The organism is Undibacterium sp. 14-3-2, assembly GCF_016595265.1.
GTDB lineage: Bacteria > Pseudomonadota > Gammaproteobacteria > Burkholderiales > Burkholderiaceae_D > Undibacterium > Undibacterium aquatile.
In genome coordinates, this window is the sequence record NZ_JAENGS010000001.1 from 926,613 (window position 1) to 942,369 (window position 15,757).

Here is a 15,757-nt window from a genome sequence, read left to right on the forward strand (position 1 = left end):
ATGCAACACGCTATTGCGGCGTCACCTGTACGCTGACTGTTAATGTTTCAATACCGCCGCCGCGCCGTATGCCGCGAACCGGTGCTGCTGTATCGTAATCACGACCGATAGCAAGGCGGCAATAAGAGTCCGTCATCAGTCTGACGTGGGTCACATCGATGCTGATCCAGCCATGATAATCATGGTCTTGTGCCCAGACATCTACCCAGGCATGGCTTTCAGCGTGATCGCTGGATTCCGGATCGATATATCCTGAGACATAGCGGGCAGGTATGCCCATGACATGGCAGCAAGCAAGAAATAAATGTGCATGATCCTGACACACGCCTCGTCCCATTAACAAGGCATCGTTGGCTGTAGTGGTAACGACAGTGCTGCCGGTCTGATAGGCAACCGCATTCCTTATCTGCTCTGCAAGATAAAGGAGCTCACGGCTGGAGGCCGATTGTTCCCGAGGTAAAGAGCGTTTCGCAAACGCCTGAATTTCCGCACTGCTTTCCGTGAGCTGGGTGGGAATGGTGAATATTAGTGGCGACCATGGCTTGGCGTCGGAAATACGTCCGGCATCCGGACTTCTGACATTGACGATGCCCGACGCCAGTATATTGACCTCCACATGCGGTTCAGTAATGGTCAGTGTATGAGATTGATTGCCATAGGCATCTGTGTATGCATGTCGATGTCCAGCAGCGACTATGCTCCACTGCGCTATATGCTGATGCAACTCCGTACGTGGCGTCAGATGCAATTGCTGTATCGTGTATGACGATGGCGCGGAGTAGATATATTTGGTCTGATGCCGGATATGGAGTTGCATAATGAACGTTGGTGCTTTCAGGCAGCCAGAGGGACTAAAAAATCACGACTGATGCGATTCCCTAATTCAAAAATGCGCTCCAGAAATTCCGTCAGCGTGTTGTGTAGTCCGGCGTTCAGAATGTCTTCAATGGTGGCAAATTTTAATTCCGCATGTAGCTTTCCGGCGAAACGTTCGGTGTCTGCTGAGACATCATTGCTGACCACCGCGAGGTTGGCAACGACTTCATCCATGCATGCGAGTAAAGAGCGTGGCATATTGCCGCGTAACATGAGTAACTCCGCCACGCGTTCCGGTGTAATGACGTCGCGATACACTTTGCGATAGATCTCGAATCCGGAAACGGAATGCAGCAATGCTGCCCAGTAATAAAAATCCTTTTGTATGCTTTCCTTCGGCTGTACTTTAGCTTTCGTGCCGTGGAATTTCACATCCAGAATACGCGCGGTATTGTCCGCCCGTTCCAGAAATGTACCGAGGCGTATGAAGTGAACCGCTTCATCTTTTAACATCGTTCCCAGCGTCACACCGCGCGATAAATGTGAACGGTATTTCACCCATTCAAAGAACTGGCTGGGGTCTTGTTCGACGATGCCGCTCGCGAGTTTTTCCTGCATCGATAACCAGGTTGCATTCTGGGTTTCCCATACTTCGGTTGTCAGTGTGCCGCGCACCGCACGTGCGTTTTCTCTGGCCTCTTTTAAACAGGAAGCGATGGATGAGGGGTTCATAGGATCACGCACCATGAAATCGAGCACATCTTTTTTTGTCAGGATGCCGTAGTGGAAATCAAACGACGATTGCAACTCCGAGATACCCAACATGGCACGCCAGCCATTTTCTGCATGTTCTGCAGATTGTGGCAACATGGATGTCTGCACATTCACATCCAGCATGCGGGCGGTGTTTTCGGCGCGTTCTGTGTAGCGCGCCATCCAGAATAGATGATCAGCAGTTCTGCTCAGCATGTCAGTTCTCCAATACCCAGGTGTCTTTGGTGCCGCCACCTTGTGACGAATTCACGACTAATGAACCTTCTTCCAGCGCGACCCGGGTCAGTCCGCCCGGTGCCATCGATATCGTCTTGCCAGACAATACAAATGGCCGCAAATCAATATGGCGCGGAGCAATGCCACTGTCGACAAAAGTCGGACATGACGACAAGGCTAATGTCGGTTGCGCGATATAACCTTCCGGTTTGGCAAGCAGGCGCTGACGGAAATCTTCAATTTGTTGTTTGCTTGAAGCCGGGCCAACCAGCATGCCATAGCCACCTGCACCATGAACTTCTTTGACAACCAATTCAGGAAGGTGGGCGAGGGTGTAGGCAAGATCATCTGGTTTGCGACACTGATACGTCGGTACATTATTCAGTATCGGTTGCTCAGACAGATAAAATTTGATCATATCCGTGACATAAGGATAAATCGACTTATCATCTGCAACTCCCGTACCTATCGCATTGGCAAGGGTCACACGTCCAGCGCGATAGACCGATAACAGACCGGGAACGCCAAGCGATGAATCCGGGCGAAATGCGAGCGGATCAAGAAAATCATCATCGACCCGGCGATAAATTACATCCACCCGTTTTGGCCCTCGCGTCGTGCGCATATACACGGCATTATCGTCAACAAACAGGTCTTTACCTTCGACCAGCTCAACCCCCATTTGTTGCGCCAGAAATGCGTGCTCGAAATAAGCTGAGTTATACATACCTGGCGTCATGACGACGATGGTCGGATTGTCGATTCCCATCGGCGCCACTGAGCGCAGATTATCCAGCAACATATCCGGGTAATGCTCTACAGGAGCAATCTTGTTTTTGGCGAATAATTCAGGAAACAGCCGCATCATCATTTTGCGGTCTTCCAGCATATAGGAGACGCCGGATGGTACGCGCAGATTATCTTCCAATACGTAAAATTCACCCTGGCCTGCACGCACAATATCGACGCCGGCGATATGTGCATAGATATCTGATGCAACAGAAACACCCTGCATCTCAGGCCGGTACTGCGCATTTTTATAAATCTGCTCAGGTGGAATAATCCCGGCTTTAATGATGTTTTGATCATGGTAGACATCGTGAATAAACATATTCAATGCCTTCACTCGCTGTACCAGCCCGGTTTCCAGTAGCGCCCATTCCTTGGCGGGGATAATACGGGGAATGATGTCGAAAGGAATCAGGCGTTCTGTGCCCGCATCGTCGCCATAGACAGCGAAGGTAATGCCGACGCGACGAAAGCTGAGATCGGCTTCGGCGCGTTTGCGTTGCAGGCGCTCCGGCGATTGCTTCGCTAACCAGTGATGGAATTCGCGATAATGCTCACGCGTCGAATCTGCTGTGCCGATGGTCTCGGCCGTCATTTCATTAAAGAATTTTGCCATGTCCCATTCCACGATTACTGAGTCAACTTAGCTATATCAAGAAGCGTGCCAAGCAAAATCAGTCGTGTAAATCAGGGAGCGCGGATATAGTCAATCAGTTCCGTAGTGTGCTGATCGGGCGCTGGTGTCATCAGGCTGGCGATCAGCATGGCAATGAATCCGGCAGGAACACCGAATACGCCGGCTGATATCGGTGCAATATGCCACCATTGATTGGCCGGACTACCGCCAAATAATGGGTGGGTGAATACCATATAAAAAATACAGACAAAAAAGCCCGTGATGATGCCCGCAACAGCGCCTTGACGATTCGCGCGCCTCCAGAATATGCCCAATATTAGTGCGGGAAACAGTGTCGATGCGCCGACAGAAAAGGCCGCACCAACAAGTGACAAAATATCGGCTGGTTTGAGTGATGCCACATAGGCCGCAATCAGCGCAACCACCAGCAGCAGTAATTTTGAAATCGTCACCCGCTTTTGTGTGGATGCCGTGGGGTCAATAATCTTGTAATAGATATCGTGCGACAAAGAGTTTGAAATAGTCAGCAGCAATCCGTCTGCCGTTGATAGTGCCGCCGCCAGCCCGCCAGCAGCGACCAGACCGGAAACAACGTAAGGTAAGCCAGCAATTTCCGGCGTGGCGAGAACGATGATATCGCCATCAAGTACGATTTCTGCAAGTTGCACTATGCCGTCTTTATTGATATCGGTGATGCTGACCAGCGGGTTAAGTTTGTCAATGTTTGCCCAATACGTGACCCACGAAGGTAACTTGGAGAATTCGCTGCCAACCAGCGAGTTATAGATATCGTACTTAACGAGTATCGCCAGCGATGGAATCGTGATGTACAGCAGCATAATGAAAAACAAAGACCAGAATACGGAGTCTCTGCTTTCTGTCACTGAGGGTGTAGTGTAATAGCGTGTCAGCACGTGGGGCAGGGCTGCGGTACCCATCATCAGACACAACACCAGCGCCATGAAGTTATTTCGTTTGATATCGGATTCAGCCTTATCTTTGGCAGCATAAGGCGTATATTGTGCAAAGCCTGGCCTGGATTTCAACAGATAGGAATTGCGCGCTTCCGCCCAGCTATTTCTTGCATCAGCTGGCGATGCTGGGTAGTTTGCCAGTGCACGACTGGCGGTTTTGATCGCAATTAATGAGCCATTCCCAGCTTTTAATTCTTCCAGATTTTTTTGCAGCTCGGCGCGCCCGGATTCCCATGATTCAGGCAACTGCTGAATTTTTTTATCGTATTCGTCTGCACGTAATTTATAAATGTCCCTGACTTCTTTTTCCTTGGGGCTCTTATCAAACTGGGCTTCTTTTTTTGCCAGCTCTGGTAAAAATGCACCATAGGATATTTGCGGAAATGGATTGTCCGTATGTTTGGCCGACAACCAGGCGACCGGAATCATGAATGCGATCACGATGATGATGTATTGCGATACCTGCGTCCATGTGACGGCACGCATACCGCCCAGAAATGAACAAACCAGTATGCTCGCTAATCCCAGAAAAATTCCGACAGAAAAATCGACTCCGGTAAAGCGCGAAGTGATCAGCCCGACGCCATAAATCTGCGCCACGACATAGATAAAAGAAATAAACACCGTTGCCAGTACCGCCAGAATACGCACGATATTGGTATGTGGTTTACCTGAAAATCGCGTACCCAGAAAATCTGCAATCGTGTATTGGCCGAATTTTCTGATGTAGGGTGCGATCAGCATCGCAACCAGACAAAATCCACCGGTCCAGCCTATGATATAGGCCAGTCCATCAAAGCCTTGTAAATACAGCCCGCCGGCAAGACTCAGAAAACTGGCGGCGGACATCCAATCGGCCGCGGTTGCCATGCCATTAAATACTGCTGGTACCCGTCTTCCGGCGACATAGTATTCCGCAATGTCAGAGGTTCGGCTGACCAAGCCGATGCCAGCGTAAATAACGATGGTGGCGAACATAAACAGATAGCCTATCCAGACCCGTGGAACGCCTTCTTTTTCCAGTATCGTCAGGACGATCAGAAAAATAAAAAAAAGTAAGGTATACCAAAGATAGTAGGACGTTAATCTCTGTGTAAATCGTTTTTGTGGCGACATGTGCTTATTCGTCTTTATCGTTTTTATCGTCTTGTCGGGGGCGTTGTATCCAGCGCATGCCTATCGAGTAAATCGCGAGGATCAGAACGTAACTCAGCGTCAATCCTTGCGCTGCCAGATAAAACGACAGTGGCCAGCTAAAGAAATGCCATTCGGATAGTTCCCGCGCAAAAAAAAGACTGAAAAAACTGAGCAATCCCCAACATAACAACAGCGCCGTAGTCAGCCGTTTGGTGCGTCGCCAATAATGATGTGGCGCAGACTTTGTTTCCGGTGTTGATGTCGATGGCGTCTTCATTTCACGCTTCGCCGATGAATTCATCAAAGGGGTTTAATCTGAACGAAATGCGGAAAACGGTACCGGGAAATTGCGGGTCCTGCGGATGGGGATTATCGAGAATTTCTATTTGCGCCCCATGTTGTTGTGCAATTTCCCTGACGATGGCAAGGCCGAGTCCACTACCTTGTACATTGCTGCCGAGGATGCGGTAAAAACGTTCAAATACATGTTCACGTTCAGCGACGGGAATGCCGGGACCATTGTCTTCTACTTCGATGATGGCCAGCGCCTGCTGTTCATTCATGCTGACTTTGACAGTAATACTGTGTTCTGCAGGGGTATAGCGGATCGCATTGTCGATCAGATTGCTCAGCATTTCCCGCAGCATCAATGGATTAGCGAAAATGGTGATGGGAAAATCGGGCTGTTCAAAACCCAGATCAATTTTTTTTGCGAATGATGCCTGTATCCAGTCCCGAACGACATTCATCGCCAGTTCATTTAAGTTCACCTGCTCCAGAGGCCGGGTGGCCGGGGTCAGGTTTTCTGCGCGAGCCAGCGTCAGCAATTGATTGATGAGGCGGGTTGCTGCTTCTGAGCTGGTCGATAACTGCAATAGTGAGCGCCGTATTTCTTCCTGATCGGTTTGTCGTAATGCAAGTTCAGATTGCATACGCATACCCGCCAGCGGTGTTTTCATCTGGTGCGCAGCATCCGCGATAAAGCGTTTTTGAATGTCTATGGTTTGCGCCAGACGTGCCAGCATGTCATTTAATGAATTAACCAGCGGCGTGATTTCTTCCGGCACCTGACGCGAATCGATAGGGCTAAGATCATCCGGGCGGCGGGCGCGTATGCGTTGTTGCAATTCGGCCAGCGGCGATAAGCCCCGGCTCAGTGCAAACCAGACCAGTGCCAGCGCGATTGGCAAGATAATGAATTGTGGCAGCACCACACCTTTAATAATTTCATTCGCCAGAACAGCGCGTTTTTCCAGCGTTTCCGCGACCTGTATCATGATCTGCGACGACTCAGGATTGACCGTTTTCTTGGTCGGTGGCGTTAAATCGATATAACTATACGCGATGCGATAATCGATACCCCGCAAACTCAGATTTCTGAATTGAATATTACCGGCCGCAGGTCGTTCTTCATCAGTAGGCGCCGGAATATCCTGATCGCCATCAATCAGATCCCCCTTGGCATTTTTTATCTGGAAATGAATATTGTCGAGATCATCGGCCCGCAAAATATCGCGTGCCGGTTTAGATAATTGGGTAATCGCCTGACCATCAAATTCTTTGACCTGTTGTGCGAGCACGAGTACCTTGTCTTCCAGTGCACGGTCGAAAGGCTGATTTGCAATCGACTTTGCCACCAGATAGGTAATGGCAATACTCATAGGCCACAGCAGTAACAGCGGCGCCAGCATCCAGTCAAGAATTTCGCCAAATAACGAGCGCTGGATCTTTTCTTCTGGCTGCTGCAACAATATATTTTCTGACGCAGCGGGCGCAGAATTCGATGAAGTATCAGCGACGCTGCTGTCTGTACTCATTGTTGTCCGGCATCTGGATTGGCTGGTTTCGCTGACGGTGCGACGAAGAATTTTTCAAGGCAGTAACCTAATCCTCTGACTGTCGCAATTCTGACGCCATCAACTTCAATTTTTTTACGCAGACGATGCACATACACTTCGATCGCGTTATTGCTGACTTCCTCGCCCCACTCACAAAGGTGGTCGACCAATTGCTCTTTCGAGACCAGGCGTCCGGTTCTTTGTAATAACACTTCCAGCAGACCCAGTTCGCGCGCTGATAAATCCAGCATCTGTTCGTGGATATACGCAATTCTGCCGACCTGATCGTAACTCAGCGGCCCGTGTTTAATAACGGTGGGGCCGCCGCCAGCACCGCGTCGTGTTAAAGCCCTGACGCGTGCTTCGAGTTCGGACAAAGCGAACGGTTTTGCCATGTAATCATCAGCACCTAAATCCAGCCCTTTTACTCTTTGCTCTACTGAGTCAGCAGCAGTCAGGATCAGTACCGGAAGATGTGAGTTGCGGGCGCGCAAACGGCGCAGGACTTCCAGTCCGCTCATTTTTGGCAGGCCGAGATCCAGAATCAGTAAATCGAAGTCCTGAGTCGATAACGCAGAATCCGCTTCCTGCCCGTTGCTGACGCAGTCAGTCGCATAACCTGATTGCCGCAGTGAGCGGGTCAGTCCGTCTGCCAGCACGCTGTCGTCTTCTGCTAATAAAATACGCATAATGAATATTCCAAACCAAGTTGATTCTGATGGGAAATGGATAAATAGTATCCGTGCCGCTGACCGATTTTTCTGATTTTTTTTGGATAATGAAAGGTCTCGCGGGTTTGCAAAGGCGATTCCAGATAACAATCTTGGCAGCTTTTTGTATCGCCATTCCCAGCCATTAATATTAGCTCAACTTTAGCCCAATTCAGGTCTGCGTAGATTTAAAGGCACAATAAATTTTTAATATGTCTGGATTTCCATCTATCCCCTCAAGCGCATCGCTGAATGTGGTAGGTTCAGACAATGTGGAAATCAGACTCAAGTAAGTTTGTTTGCTTGAGTCTGATCTGAAAACGATCATGACTAGCCCAGAACAAATTTTGCAACGTTCATATAAACGGGAATGCCTAGCAAAATATTCAGTGGAAAGGTAATGCCGAGAGACATGCCGAGATAAAGCGATGGTGATGCCTCTGGTATGGCGTAACGCAGCACAGCCGGAACCGCGATATATGAGGCGCTTGCCGCCAGTACCATCAACAATCCGGCATCGCCGTACGGAATTTGCAGCAACACAGCAAGCATTAACGCAATAGTTGCATGGCAGAGCGGGGCGAGAATGGCATAGCTGATCACCAAGGGCGAATTGCCTTTGATGTTACCGAGGCTTTTCGCCGTCATCAGCCCCATATCGAGCAGGAAAAAAGCAAGCATCCCTTTAAATAAATCACCGGAAAACGGTTGCATGGCGGTCTTTCCTGCATCGCCGGAGATGATACCGACCAGCATCGCGCCTAACAGCAGTAGTTGCGCGCCATCTGTCAGCGATTCATGCAAAACACCTTTGACCGAGGACAGCGTTCCCATTTGCGTCGACGTTTCCCTACGCCGGATCGTATTCGACAAAATGACGGCAAAAATAATGGCAGGTGATTCCATTAACGCCATCGCCGCTGCCATATGGCCGCCATATTCTATATGTCTGCTTTCGAGGTATTGAACAGCGGTTATAAACGTAACTGCACTGACAGAACCATACGTGGCGGCGATTGCGGTGGCATCAAGCGCAGGAATAATCCGCTTCAGTAAAAAATATCCAAGCGCTGGTGTCAGCAGCGACAGAAAAACAGCACATCCCAGACTGCTCATGATTTGTAAATTTAAGCCGGAATGATTCAGTGCAAATCCTCCTTTTAAACCCAGCGCCATTAACAGATACAGCGATAAAAATCGGGAGATATGTGTAGGAATACTCAGATTAGAGCGGATGAGGCCGGCAAAGATACCGAAGATAAAAAATAAAATAGCAGGGTCGCGCAAACTGGACATAAATTTCCCTTCAAAATTCAGGCCTCATACTACGCAGGCTAAATCATCAGGTAAAATCAATTTTTATCGCTATGATCATCAGTAAAAATCTATGAATGTCACTTTCCGTCAATTACGTTTGTTTGCGGAACTGGCTGAACAGCTCAGTATCAGTGGAGTTGCACGCAGCTTTCATGTTACGCAGCCAACTGTATCTATGCAGATGCGTGAGCTGACGGAGGAAATTGGTTTGCCATTGTATGAAGTCATTGGCAAAAAAATTTTTCTTACCCAGGCAGGTGAAGAACTCGCAAAAACTGCGCGCACGTTAGCGGACGAGTGGTCGTCTTTTGGACAACGTATCGATAGTCTGAAAGGGTATCAGCGTGGACGTTTGCGGGTGGCGGTAGTCAGCACGGCGAAATACTTTGTTCCCCGGTTACTGGGTGCTTTTTGTCGTGATTTTCCAGAAATTGATATTGCATTGGAAGTGCAAAACCGTGATGGCGTTTTGCAGCGCTTACGTGATAACCGCGATGACATATATATTATGTCTGCCCCGCCAAAAGATATTGACGTTGTACAGCAGGTCTTTTTACCAAATCCGCTGGTGGTGATTGCGCCTTTGTCGCATCCTTTGGCAAAACGTAAACGGATTTCGCTGGAAAACCTCAGCGAGGAGCGATTTATTTTGCGTGAAAAAGGATCGGGTACCAGGCTTGCTTGCGATCAGCATTTTTCCGCACAAGGCTTTACCCCACTCGTGCGACTGGAGTTAGGCAGTAACGAGGCCATTAAGCAAGCGGTCGCGGGAGAAATGGGACTGGCGATTTTATCCGCACACGCTTTGGGTGAACATTTAGTTGATCAATCGCTGACAGTATTGAAGGTTAGCAGCTTTCCCGTACATTCCAGTTGGTATATTGTTTATCTGAAAGGGAAGCGATTATCGCCAGTCGCAACCTCGTTCCTTGAATATCTGCAAGCACATGCGCAAGATTGAAATAGCTGCTTGCGCGAACTTATTTTTCAGTTTTGCTTGTTGTCAGTTGCGCACATCATTCAGCATTTCTTCCGACAGCGGCTATTTTCCTATGGCGGCAGAGTTGACTATTGAGAGTAAGTGCTGAACCACTATGTTATGCTTTGCTCCTTTGTAATAAAGTTCTCTAAAGTCATGAATACCAAAAGCAAGTCCATTCCCGTTTCTGATGCGCAAGCCCTGTTGAGCACCTTAAAAGAGACATTTCCGGTGTTTCTCAATAATGAGCCGTTGGCGATAGGCATCGACAAGCAAATTCTTGCCAGATTGCCGGAGACACCGCGCAAAGTTTTACGGATGGTGCTTGCTTATCATACGAAATCGACCCGTTATCTGCAAAAGACCATTAAAGCGACGACACGTTTTGATCTCGATGGCAATCCGGCAGAACCGTTAGAAGAGACGCATAAAACGCATGCAGAAGAAATGCTGAAAGAGCGTGCAAAGAATAATGCTGAACGTGCGAAGGCTGAAGCAAAACTTAAACGTGAACAGCAAGCAGCTGCAGAGGAAGCAGAAAAACTGCAGAAGAGAGCCGAGAAAATAAACCAACTGGCGCAGAAATTCGCTAAGTAATTATTTCTGATTCGCACACCTACGACAAAAGGAGGCAATAGCGTTAGCTTTGCCTCCTTTTTCATGTCTAGCAAGGCATTCGTATCGACTACCAGAGAGGCCGGACGTTTGAGCGATCATGCTCGTCTGTGAGTACATCCAGTAAACCCGCTCTTTCAATCCTTTGATGAGGTCGCTGAGTTTTATCACGTCCGCTATCGCGTCAGATTAGTTGGAAATTGTTTTTTTTGAAATGGGAGGTTATATTTGTTTAATGAAAATTAAATTGCGTTAGTCCACAAGGAGGTTTCAGTGTCAGAAAAGACTTGGTATAAAGTGGAAGTAAGTAAGGAAAAAGAGAGTACTTACCACTACTATGGCTCATCTCTGCTTAATTACGAACAGCTTATTTCTAGCTTGCAGCGTGGTGAGTATATCCGTTTGGATGACTTACTTTATATGGAGCGCGGCGAATATAAAGAATGGGCAGAGTGGGACAAGTCTCTTATTCCTTTCGTATCCATAAACCCTGTTAGTGTTGTCACTGTCATGCAATACAAAGGAGACCCTCGTGTCATATCCTCAAAATAGTCAAACGCAATATTCGTACGCCACGCTTTACTGCGCGGCTTAATTCAAAGTTAGATACCATAATAATCATGGCTCTTGACCTCTCAGATACCTTGGTTGTAGGCATCTCCGCTACGGCCTTATTCGACCTAACTGACTCGGATGCAGTCTTTAGCGCAAAATATGCCGAAGATAGAGAAACAGCAGTAGCTGAATATCGGCAGTACATGCTCCAGCATGAGAATGAACCTTTAAAGGATGGTACTGGGATGCCATTGGTTCGGTCACTTCTAGGATTAAATCGATTTCAAAACGAAGGCGACAAACGCCCTCTGGTCGAAGTAGTTGTAATGTCCAGAAATAGCCCTGAAACGGGTATTCAGGTCTTTAACAACATTCGTCAGCGGTCCCTATCAATAAGTCGGCATGCGTTCACTGGAGGTGAATCTGTTGTTGATTACCTTGATGCGTTTGACGTTGATTTGTTTTTGACCACTAATGTTACGGATGCACAAAAAGTAATTGACGAAAAGGTCTGCGCCGCCGCCATTGTTAAGAAGCCACCTGAGGATCGACCACCATTGCCTGAAGACCAGGTTCGTATTGCCTTCGATGGTGATGCTGTCCTGTTTGATGATAGTAGTGAACTGGTCTATAAGTCCGAGGGACTGAAGTCATTTCACCGTAAAGAAGATCAGAATCAAGATGAGCCGATGCCCGACGGACCATATGCTCAGTTGTTGCGAAAGCTGTCGCGACTTCAGCAAAGACTACCGTTTGGTGTCGAGTTTTCACCTGTTCGGATTTCAATTGTCACAGCACGCAACTCTCCTGCAGAAATGCGAGTGATAAAAACGTTACGACACTGGGGCGTGTATGTTAATGAGATTTTCTTCCTCGGCGGTGTCGAAAAGACGAAAGTTGTGAAGGCATTTAAAGCGCACATTTTCTTTGACGATCAGGATCTCCATCTCGACCCTGCTGCTAAGTACATTCCGTCTGGAAAAGTGCCATACAGATCAGATTCTCCGCTGAACGATTTGGCGCTCGCAGTTGTGCCATCAAGCACTATTCCTGCAAAAATACGGATGTCAAAAAAGTTATCAGCAAAGAAAATTTCCGCTAAGAAGTCTGCCTCAGGTGGGAAGCGCTGATGCGTACTCCTTTGTGTAGATTCCCTTGAAAGTTCAAGAAACTCATTCCTGACTTTGTTTAATAAGATGTCTGTAATTGTCTATCCTGCATCTGGCGGAAATTTATAGCGTTCCATGAAAATATGGAAGATTGACATAGTCTGATTTGGTAAGTCTTTTGCGTGAGCGCTTTTATTTCTATCCCAGCGTAATGCCAATTCTGGGGCGCTAGCTATATTTTGCAATTGATTTACGTTGATTGGATGTCTTTTGGAAAGTTGTAGAGACGTTATCAGTTGTTGTGATAAAAGCGATACATCATAACTACGGGTTTGTCTATTACGTGGATATGAATCTATTCAGGGAAACTCCGCTTACATGACAATTGCATTCATTTCCCTGAATCGTACTGGCAGTTTATTTTTTGAACTGTGTTTTTGCAGAAGCGACACAGGTGTCTTTTGTAGCACCTGACAGTGCATCGCATTTTTCTATCGCGACTTTATACGCTGCTTCCACTTTTTCGTCGCGCGCTTCGACACGTGCATCAACGACTTTTTCATGCGCATTGGCGTCGGCTTTCGCTGTCACCAGAACTGCTTTGGCTTCTTTGATACAGACGTCTTTTTCATTACCGTTTTTACTGCCGCATTTCGCTTTTGCTACATCGTAATCGGCATTTGCCATGGAAATACGGGCGCTGGTGCGGGCGCTGACGGTATTCTTGTATTTTGCTTCGGCATCCGCTTTCGTGTGCTTAGCAACAGATTCTGCTTCTGCGACACAGACATCTTTCGGGTTTCCTGCGAGCGCATTACAAGCTTCACGTGCCACTTTGTAATCTGCACCCGCACTTTCTTTTGCCGCTTTATATGTCGCTTTCGCTTCATTTGTTGCGGCGATGACACCGCTGGCAAATCCCAGTGTTGCCGCGCTGATTAATAATGTGATGATGATCTTTTTCATATATTCCTCCGGATAGTTTTTAAATCGTTTTTAAATCTTCATGTCGCTGAATTTCGCTTAAAAAACAAAAAATCACGTCGGGCGGCTTTCTTTCAGAAACTTCTGAAATGCCGCCATTTGTTTTTCTGCCTCTTCATGGCCGATGCCATAAGACTCCTGAATTTTCCCCAGAAGTTCCTCGCGCTTTCCGGCAACTTCAGTGATGTGTTCATCGGTTAATTTGCCCCATTGAGCCTTGACCCGGCCTTTATATTGCTGCCAGTTTCCTTCTATTACGTCCCAATTCATCTTGACCTCCTGGTTGTGTTTTCACGGTAATCATTGATCCGACGAACTCACTGTACGATGGTAGTCAGACGGCTTCTGTTCGTTAGCGTACCTTTATCTGGCTTTCTTTTAAGCAGCTTATTGTAGGAGCGGAAAACAACGAGCTGAGAAGTAAAAAAAAGACTCTCATTTTTGAGAGTCTTTTTTTGCTTAGGGCGGATCTGGTCAGCCATCAGGATGTATTTCAATTATTGCCCTGCCACACTGATGTTGCCACCTGTGTCTATTTTTTGGGTGTGACCTGATTACCGATTACACCGCCAACTGCAGCGCCACCAACCGTACCGGCAGTACTGCCACCAGTCAGCACTGCACCGACCACGGCACCCGCGCCTGCACCAACTGCCGTATTTTTATCTTGCGTTGACATGCCAGCGCAGGCCGTCAGACTCAACAGGGCAGCAATAGCGGCGAGACGCATGATACCCATTGAGGATGAATGTATTCTGTTCATGGTAATTCCTTCTTTTCTAGTTATTTACATCCGAAAATAGCCGGATGATGACTGCGTCAACGCTGACTTATTTCAGGCGCATGTCGTTTTTTACTGCGGTCACGCCATTGACTCCGCGTGCTAAACGAATCGCTGTAGAAATGTTGTCTGCTGAACGTACGAAGCCACTCAGCTGAACCGTACCTTTAAATGTTTCCACATTGATTTCACTGACCTTCAGACTGGGCTCATTCAGAATGGCGGCTTTTACTGCTGTCGTGATGACAGTGTCGTCAACGTATTGCCCTGTGCTCTCTTGTTTTTGTGTCGATGCACAACCAGTTAGCGTAGTAAAAAAGAGCGCAGCGACCAGGGTTGAGGTGAATGTGAGATTTTTCATTTTGAGTTCCTTAGTGATAGTTGGTGCAAGTTGGCGCACCTTGTACTGCGACGCGAAGGCGATGTCGTGAGGTGAGGTAACCAGTTCAGCCTACTTTGTAAATAAACGAAGTTCTGTGTGCCAACACACATAATGAAAAATATTTTTTGAGTCAGATACACACGCTGCCTGCAATTATTTTGCATGTGAAAAATTGAATAATCTCTGCAATGAAATGATGTATGTGCGCCAGGAGACAGACGGCTTAAACGAAACTGGATATTGTTGATATAAAGAAAATTATGTGTGTTACATTGCAACTCCGGTATGTTTTTCCACCGGGCTCAACCACATTGGGAAGGCGGAACTTTGCTATGTCAATAGTACACACGCCCAGTCAGAATCATTTGCTCGCGGCATTGCTGAATGCCGAATTCGATCGCTTATCGCCACATCTGGAATTAGTACCGATGCGGCTAGGTGATGTCTTATATGAGTCTGGAGAGAAAATGCAGTATGCGTATTTTCCGACGACGTCGATCATTTCTTTACACTATCTTTTGGAAGGCGGTGGTTCGTCAGAAATCGCTGGTGTGGGGAACGAGGGCTTACTCGGCATTGCTCTTTTCATGGGCGGAAATACGACGCCCAGCCGTGCGGTTGTGCAGACGGGTGGCTATGCTTATCGTTTGAAGGCGCAAATACTGACGGATGAATTTAATCGTGGTGGAGCTATGCTGCATTTGTTGCTCCGGTATACACAGGCACTGATTACACAAATGTCGCAAACGGCGGTATGTAACCGGCATCACTCAGTCGAGCAGCAATTATGCCGATGGCTGTTGCTGACACTGGATCGTATGCCGACCAATGAATTGACGATTACACAGGAATTGATCGCTAACACACTGGGTGTGCGCAGAGAAGGCATTACCGAGGCAGCTGGAAAGTTGCAGCAGGCAGGCTATATTTCTTACCGCCGTGGTCATATCACGGTGCTCGACAGAACAGGTCTGGAAAGCAAGGTCTGTGAGTGTTATGAAGTCGTGAAGAAAGAGTTTGCCCGGTTGTTATCTGATGTGCGTCAGCGCTGAATATCAGCGAATATCTATCAGTAAGCATCAGAAAATCAGTAATAAAGATTAAACGCCTCATCCGCGTTACGGCTTCGCCGTTACCTTATTTG

At 47.7% G+C, this 15,757-nt stretch carries 17 protein-coding genes; 5 read left to right on the forward strand and 12 right to left on the reverse strand.

The genetic code is table 11. The features are described 5' to 3' along the window. Nucleotides 1-10: 10 nt before the first annotated feature. The 8 genes from Undi14_RS04135 to Undi14_RS04170 all read right to left on the reverse strand — a co-directional run bounded on the left by Undi14_RS04135 (nucleotide 11) and on the right by Undi14_RS04170 (nucleotide 9,187). The gene (locus Undi14_RS04135) at nucleotides 11-817 is read right to left on the reverse strand and encodes a transglutaminase family protein (RefSeq protein ID WP_200178003.1); all 807 of its coding nucleotides are present in this window, start codon (nucleotides 815-817) and stop codon (nucleotides 11-13) included. 17 nt (nucleotides 818-834) lie between these two features. Continuing rightward, nucleotides 835-1,785, reverse strand: a complete 951-nt coding sequence (locus tag Undi14_RS04140; protein ID WP_200178004.1) for an alpha-E domain-containing protein — start codon at nucleotides 1,783-1,785, stop codon at nucleotides 835-837. Nucleotide 1,786: 1 nt separating this feature from the next. Further along, complete coding sequence (locus Undi14_RS04145) at nucleotides 1,787-3,211, reverse strand: circularly permuted type 2 ATP-grasp protein (protein WP_200178005.1); 1,425 nt, start codon at nucleotides 3,209-3,211, stop codon at nucleotides 1,787-1,789. Between the two features lie 71 nt (nucleotides 3,212-3,282). Further along, on the reverse strand, nucleotides 3,283-5,322 hold the full coding sequence (locus Undi14_RS04150) for a sodium:solute symporter family protein (protein WP_200178006.1): 2,040 nt from the start codon (nucleotides 5,320-5,322) through the stop codon (nucleotides 3,283-3,285). Between the two features lie 4 nt (nucleotides 5,323-5,326). Further along, a complete protein-coding gene (locus tag Undi14_RS04155) occupies nucleotides 5,327-5,620 on the reverse strand; it encodes a DUF4212 domain-containing protein (protein ID WP_200178007.1) in 294 nt (97 codons plus the stop codon). A gap of 1 nt (nucleotide 5,621) precedes the next feature. Further along, nucleotides 5,622-7,160, reverse strand: coding sequence for a sensor histidine kinase N-terminal domain-containing protein (locus Undi14_RS04160; protein WP_200178008.1), 1,539 nt, complete (start codon nucleotides 7,158-7,160; stop codon nucleotides 5,622-5,624). Further along, nucleotides 7,157-7,870 (reverse strand): response regulator transcription factor, encoded by a 714-nt coding sequence (locus Undi14_RS04165; RefSeq protein ID WP_186884909.1) that lies wholly within the window; start codon nucleotides 7,868-7,870, stop codon nucleotides 7,157-7,159. The genes Undi14_RS04160 and Undi14_RS04165 overlap by 4 nt, the downstream gene beginning before the upstream one ends. Before the next feature lie 351 nt (nucleotides 7,871-8,221). After that, nucleotides 8,222-9,187: a sodium-dependent bicarbonate transport family permease gene (locus Undi14_RS04170; RefSeq protein ID WP_200178009.1), complete on the reverse strand. Its 966-nt coding sequence runs from the start codon at nucleotides 9,185-9,187 to the stop codon at nucleotides 8,222-8,224. A gap of 91 nt (nucleotides 9,188-9,278) precedes the next feature. On the opposite strand from Undi14_RS04170, the gene Undi14_RS04175 reads away from it, so the two are divergent. The 4 genes from Undi14_RS04175 (at nucleotide 9,279) to Undi14_RS04190 (ending at nucleotide 12,487) form a co-directional block, all read left to right on the forward strand. Further along, nucleotides 9,279-10,169, forward strand: coding sequence for a LysR family transcriptional regulator (locus Undi14_RS04175; RefSeq protein WP_200178010.1), 891 nt, complete (start codon nucleotides 9,279-9,281; stop codon nucleotides 10,167-10,169). 174 nt (nucleotides 10,170-10,343) lie between these two features. After that, nucleotides 10,344-10,784 (forward strand): ProQ/FINO family protein, encoded by a 441-nt coding sequence (locus Undi14_RS04180; RefSeq protein ID WP_200178011.1) that lies wholly within the window; start codon nucleotides 10,344-10,346, stop codon nucleotides 10,782-10,784. Nucleotides 10,785-11,075: 291 nt separating this feature from the next. Beyond that, the gene (locus Undi14_RS04185; RefSeq protein WP_200178012.1) at nucleotides 11,076-11,354 is read left to right on the forward strand and encodes a hypothetical protein; all 279 of its coding nucleotides are present in this window, start codon (nucleotides 11,076-11,078) and stop codon (nucleotides 11,352-11,354) included. A 68-nt stretch (nucleotides 11,355-11,422) separates the two neighbouring features. Then, nucleotides 11,423-12,487: a 5'-nucleotidase gene (locus Undi14_RS04190; protein WP_200178013.1), complete on the forward strand. Its 1,065-nt coding sequence runs from the start codon at nucleotides 11,423-11,425 to the stop codon at nucleotides 12,485-12,487. 396 nt (nucleotides 12,488-12,883) lie between these two features. Here the strand turns inward: Undi14_RS04190 and Undi14_RS04195 are convergent, their stop codons facing one another. The 4 genes from Undi14_RS04195 to Undi14_RS04210 all read right to left on the reverse strand — a co-directional run bounded on the left by Undi14_RS04195 (nucleotide 12,884) and on the right by Undi14_RS04210 (nucleotide 14,592). Further along, a complete protein-coding gene (locus Undi14_RS04195) occupies nucleotides 12,884-13,432 on the reverse strand; it encodes a hypothetical protein (protein WP_200178014.1) in 549 nt (182 codons plus the stop codon). 72 nt (nucleotides 13,433-13,504) lie between these two features. Continuing rightward, the gene (locus Undi14_RS04200; RefSeq protein ID WP_200178015.1) at nucleotides 13,505-13,720 is read right to left on the reverse strand and encodes a CsbD family protein; all 216 of its coding nucleotides are present in this window, start codon (nucleotides 13,718-13,720) and stop codon (nucleotides 13,505-13,507) included. A gap of 262 nt (nucleotides 13,721-13,982) precedes the next feature. Beyond that, a complete protein-coding gene (locus tag Undi14_RS04205; RefSeq protein WP_200178020.1) occupies nucleotides 13,983-14,213 on the reverse strand; it encodes a glycine zipper 2TM domain-containing protein in 231 nt (76 codons plus the stop codon). A gap of 67 nt (nucleotides 14,214-14,280) precedes the next feature. Next, nucleotides 14,281-14,592, reverse strand: coding sequence for a BON domain-containing protein (locus Undi14_RS04210; RefSeq protein WP_200178022.1), 312 nt, complete (start codon nucleotides 14,590-14,592; stop codon nucleotides 14,281-14,283). A 353-nt stretch (nucleotides 14,593-14,945) separates the two neighbouring features. Between Undi14_RS04210 and Undi14_RS04215 the strand changes: the two genes are divergently transcribed. Then, the gene (locus tag Undi14_RS04215; protein ID WP_200178024.1) at nucleotides 14,946-15,665 is read left to right on the forward strand and encodes a Crp/Fnr family transcriptional regulator; all 720 of its coding nucleotides are present in this window, start codon (nucleotides 14,946-14,948) and stop codon (nucleotides 15,663-15,665) included. Nucleotides 15,666-15,757 lie beyond the last annotated feature (92 nt).

Bases quoted from the DNA above. Each gene is read 5' to 3' on its own strand.
- Undi14_RS04135 (WP_200178003.1), bottom strand. From the start codon at position 817: ATGCAACTCCATATCCGGCATCAGACCAAATATATCTACTCCGCGCCA.
- Undi14_RS04140 (WP_200178004.1), bottom strand. From the start codon at position 1,785: ATGCTGAGCAGAACTGCTGATCATCTATTCTGGATGGCGCGCTACACA.
- Undi14_RS04145 (WP_200178005.1), bottom strand. From the start codon at position 3,211: ATGGCAAAATTCTTTAATGAAATGACGGCCGAGACCATCGGCACAGCA.
- Undi14_RS04150 (WP_200178006.1), bottom strand. From the start codon at position 5,322: ATGTCGCCACAAAAACGATTTACACAGAGATTAACGTCCTACTATCTT.
- Undi14_RS04155 (WP_200178007.1), bottom strand. From the start codon at position 5,620: ATGAAGACGCCATCGACATCAACACCGGAAACAAAGTCTGCGCCACAT.
- Undi14_RS04160 (WP_200178008.1), bottom strand. From the start codon at position 7,160: ATGAGTACAGACAGCAGCGTCGCTGATACTTCATCGAATTCTGCGCCC.
- Undi14_RS04165 (WP_186884909.1), bottom strand. From the start codon at position 7,870: ATGCGTATTTTATTAGCAGAAGACGACAGCGTGCTGGCAGACGGACTG.
- Undi14_RS04170 (WP_200178009.1), bottom strand. From the start codon at position 9,187: ATGTCCAGTTTGCGCGACCCTGCTATTTTATTTTTTATCTTCGGTATC.
- Undi14_RS04175 (WP_200178010.1), top strand. From the start codon at position 9,279: ATGAATGTCACTTTCCGTCAATTACGTTTGTTTGCGGAACTGGCTGAA.
- Undi14_RS04180 (WP_200178011.1), top strand. From the start codon at position 10,344: ATGAATACCAAAAGCAAGTCCATTCCCGTTTCTGATGCGCAAGCCCTG.
- Undi14_RS04190 (WP_200178013.1), top strand. From the start codon at position 11,423: ATGGCTCTTGACCTCTCAGATACCTTGGTTGTAGGCATCTCCGCTACG.
- Undi14_RS04195 (WP_200178014.1), bottom strand. From the start codon at position 13,432: ATGAAAAAGATCATCATCACATTATTAATCAGCGCGGCAACACTGGGA.
- Undi14_RS04200 (WP_200178015.1), bottom strand. From the start codon at position 13,720: ATGAATTGGGACGTAATAGAAGGAAACTGGCAGCAATATAAAGGCCGG.
- Undi14_RS04205 (WP_200178020.1), bottom strand. From the start codon at position 14,213: ATGAACAGAATACATTCATCCTCAATGGGTATCATGCGTCTCGCCGCT.
- Undi14_RS04210 (WP_200178022.1), bottom strand. From the start codon at position 14,592: ATGAAAAATCTCACATTCACCTCAACCCTGGTCGCTGCGCTCTTTTTT.
- Undi14_RS04215 (WP_200178024.1), top strand. From the start codon at position 14,946: ATGTCAATAGTACACACGCCCAGTCAGAATCATTTGCTCGCGGCATTG.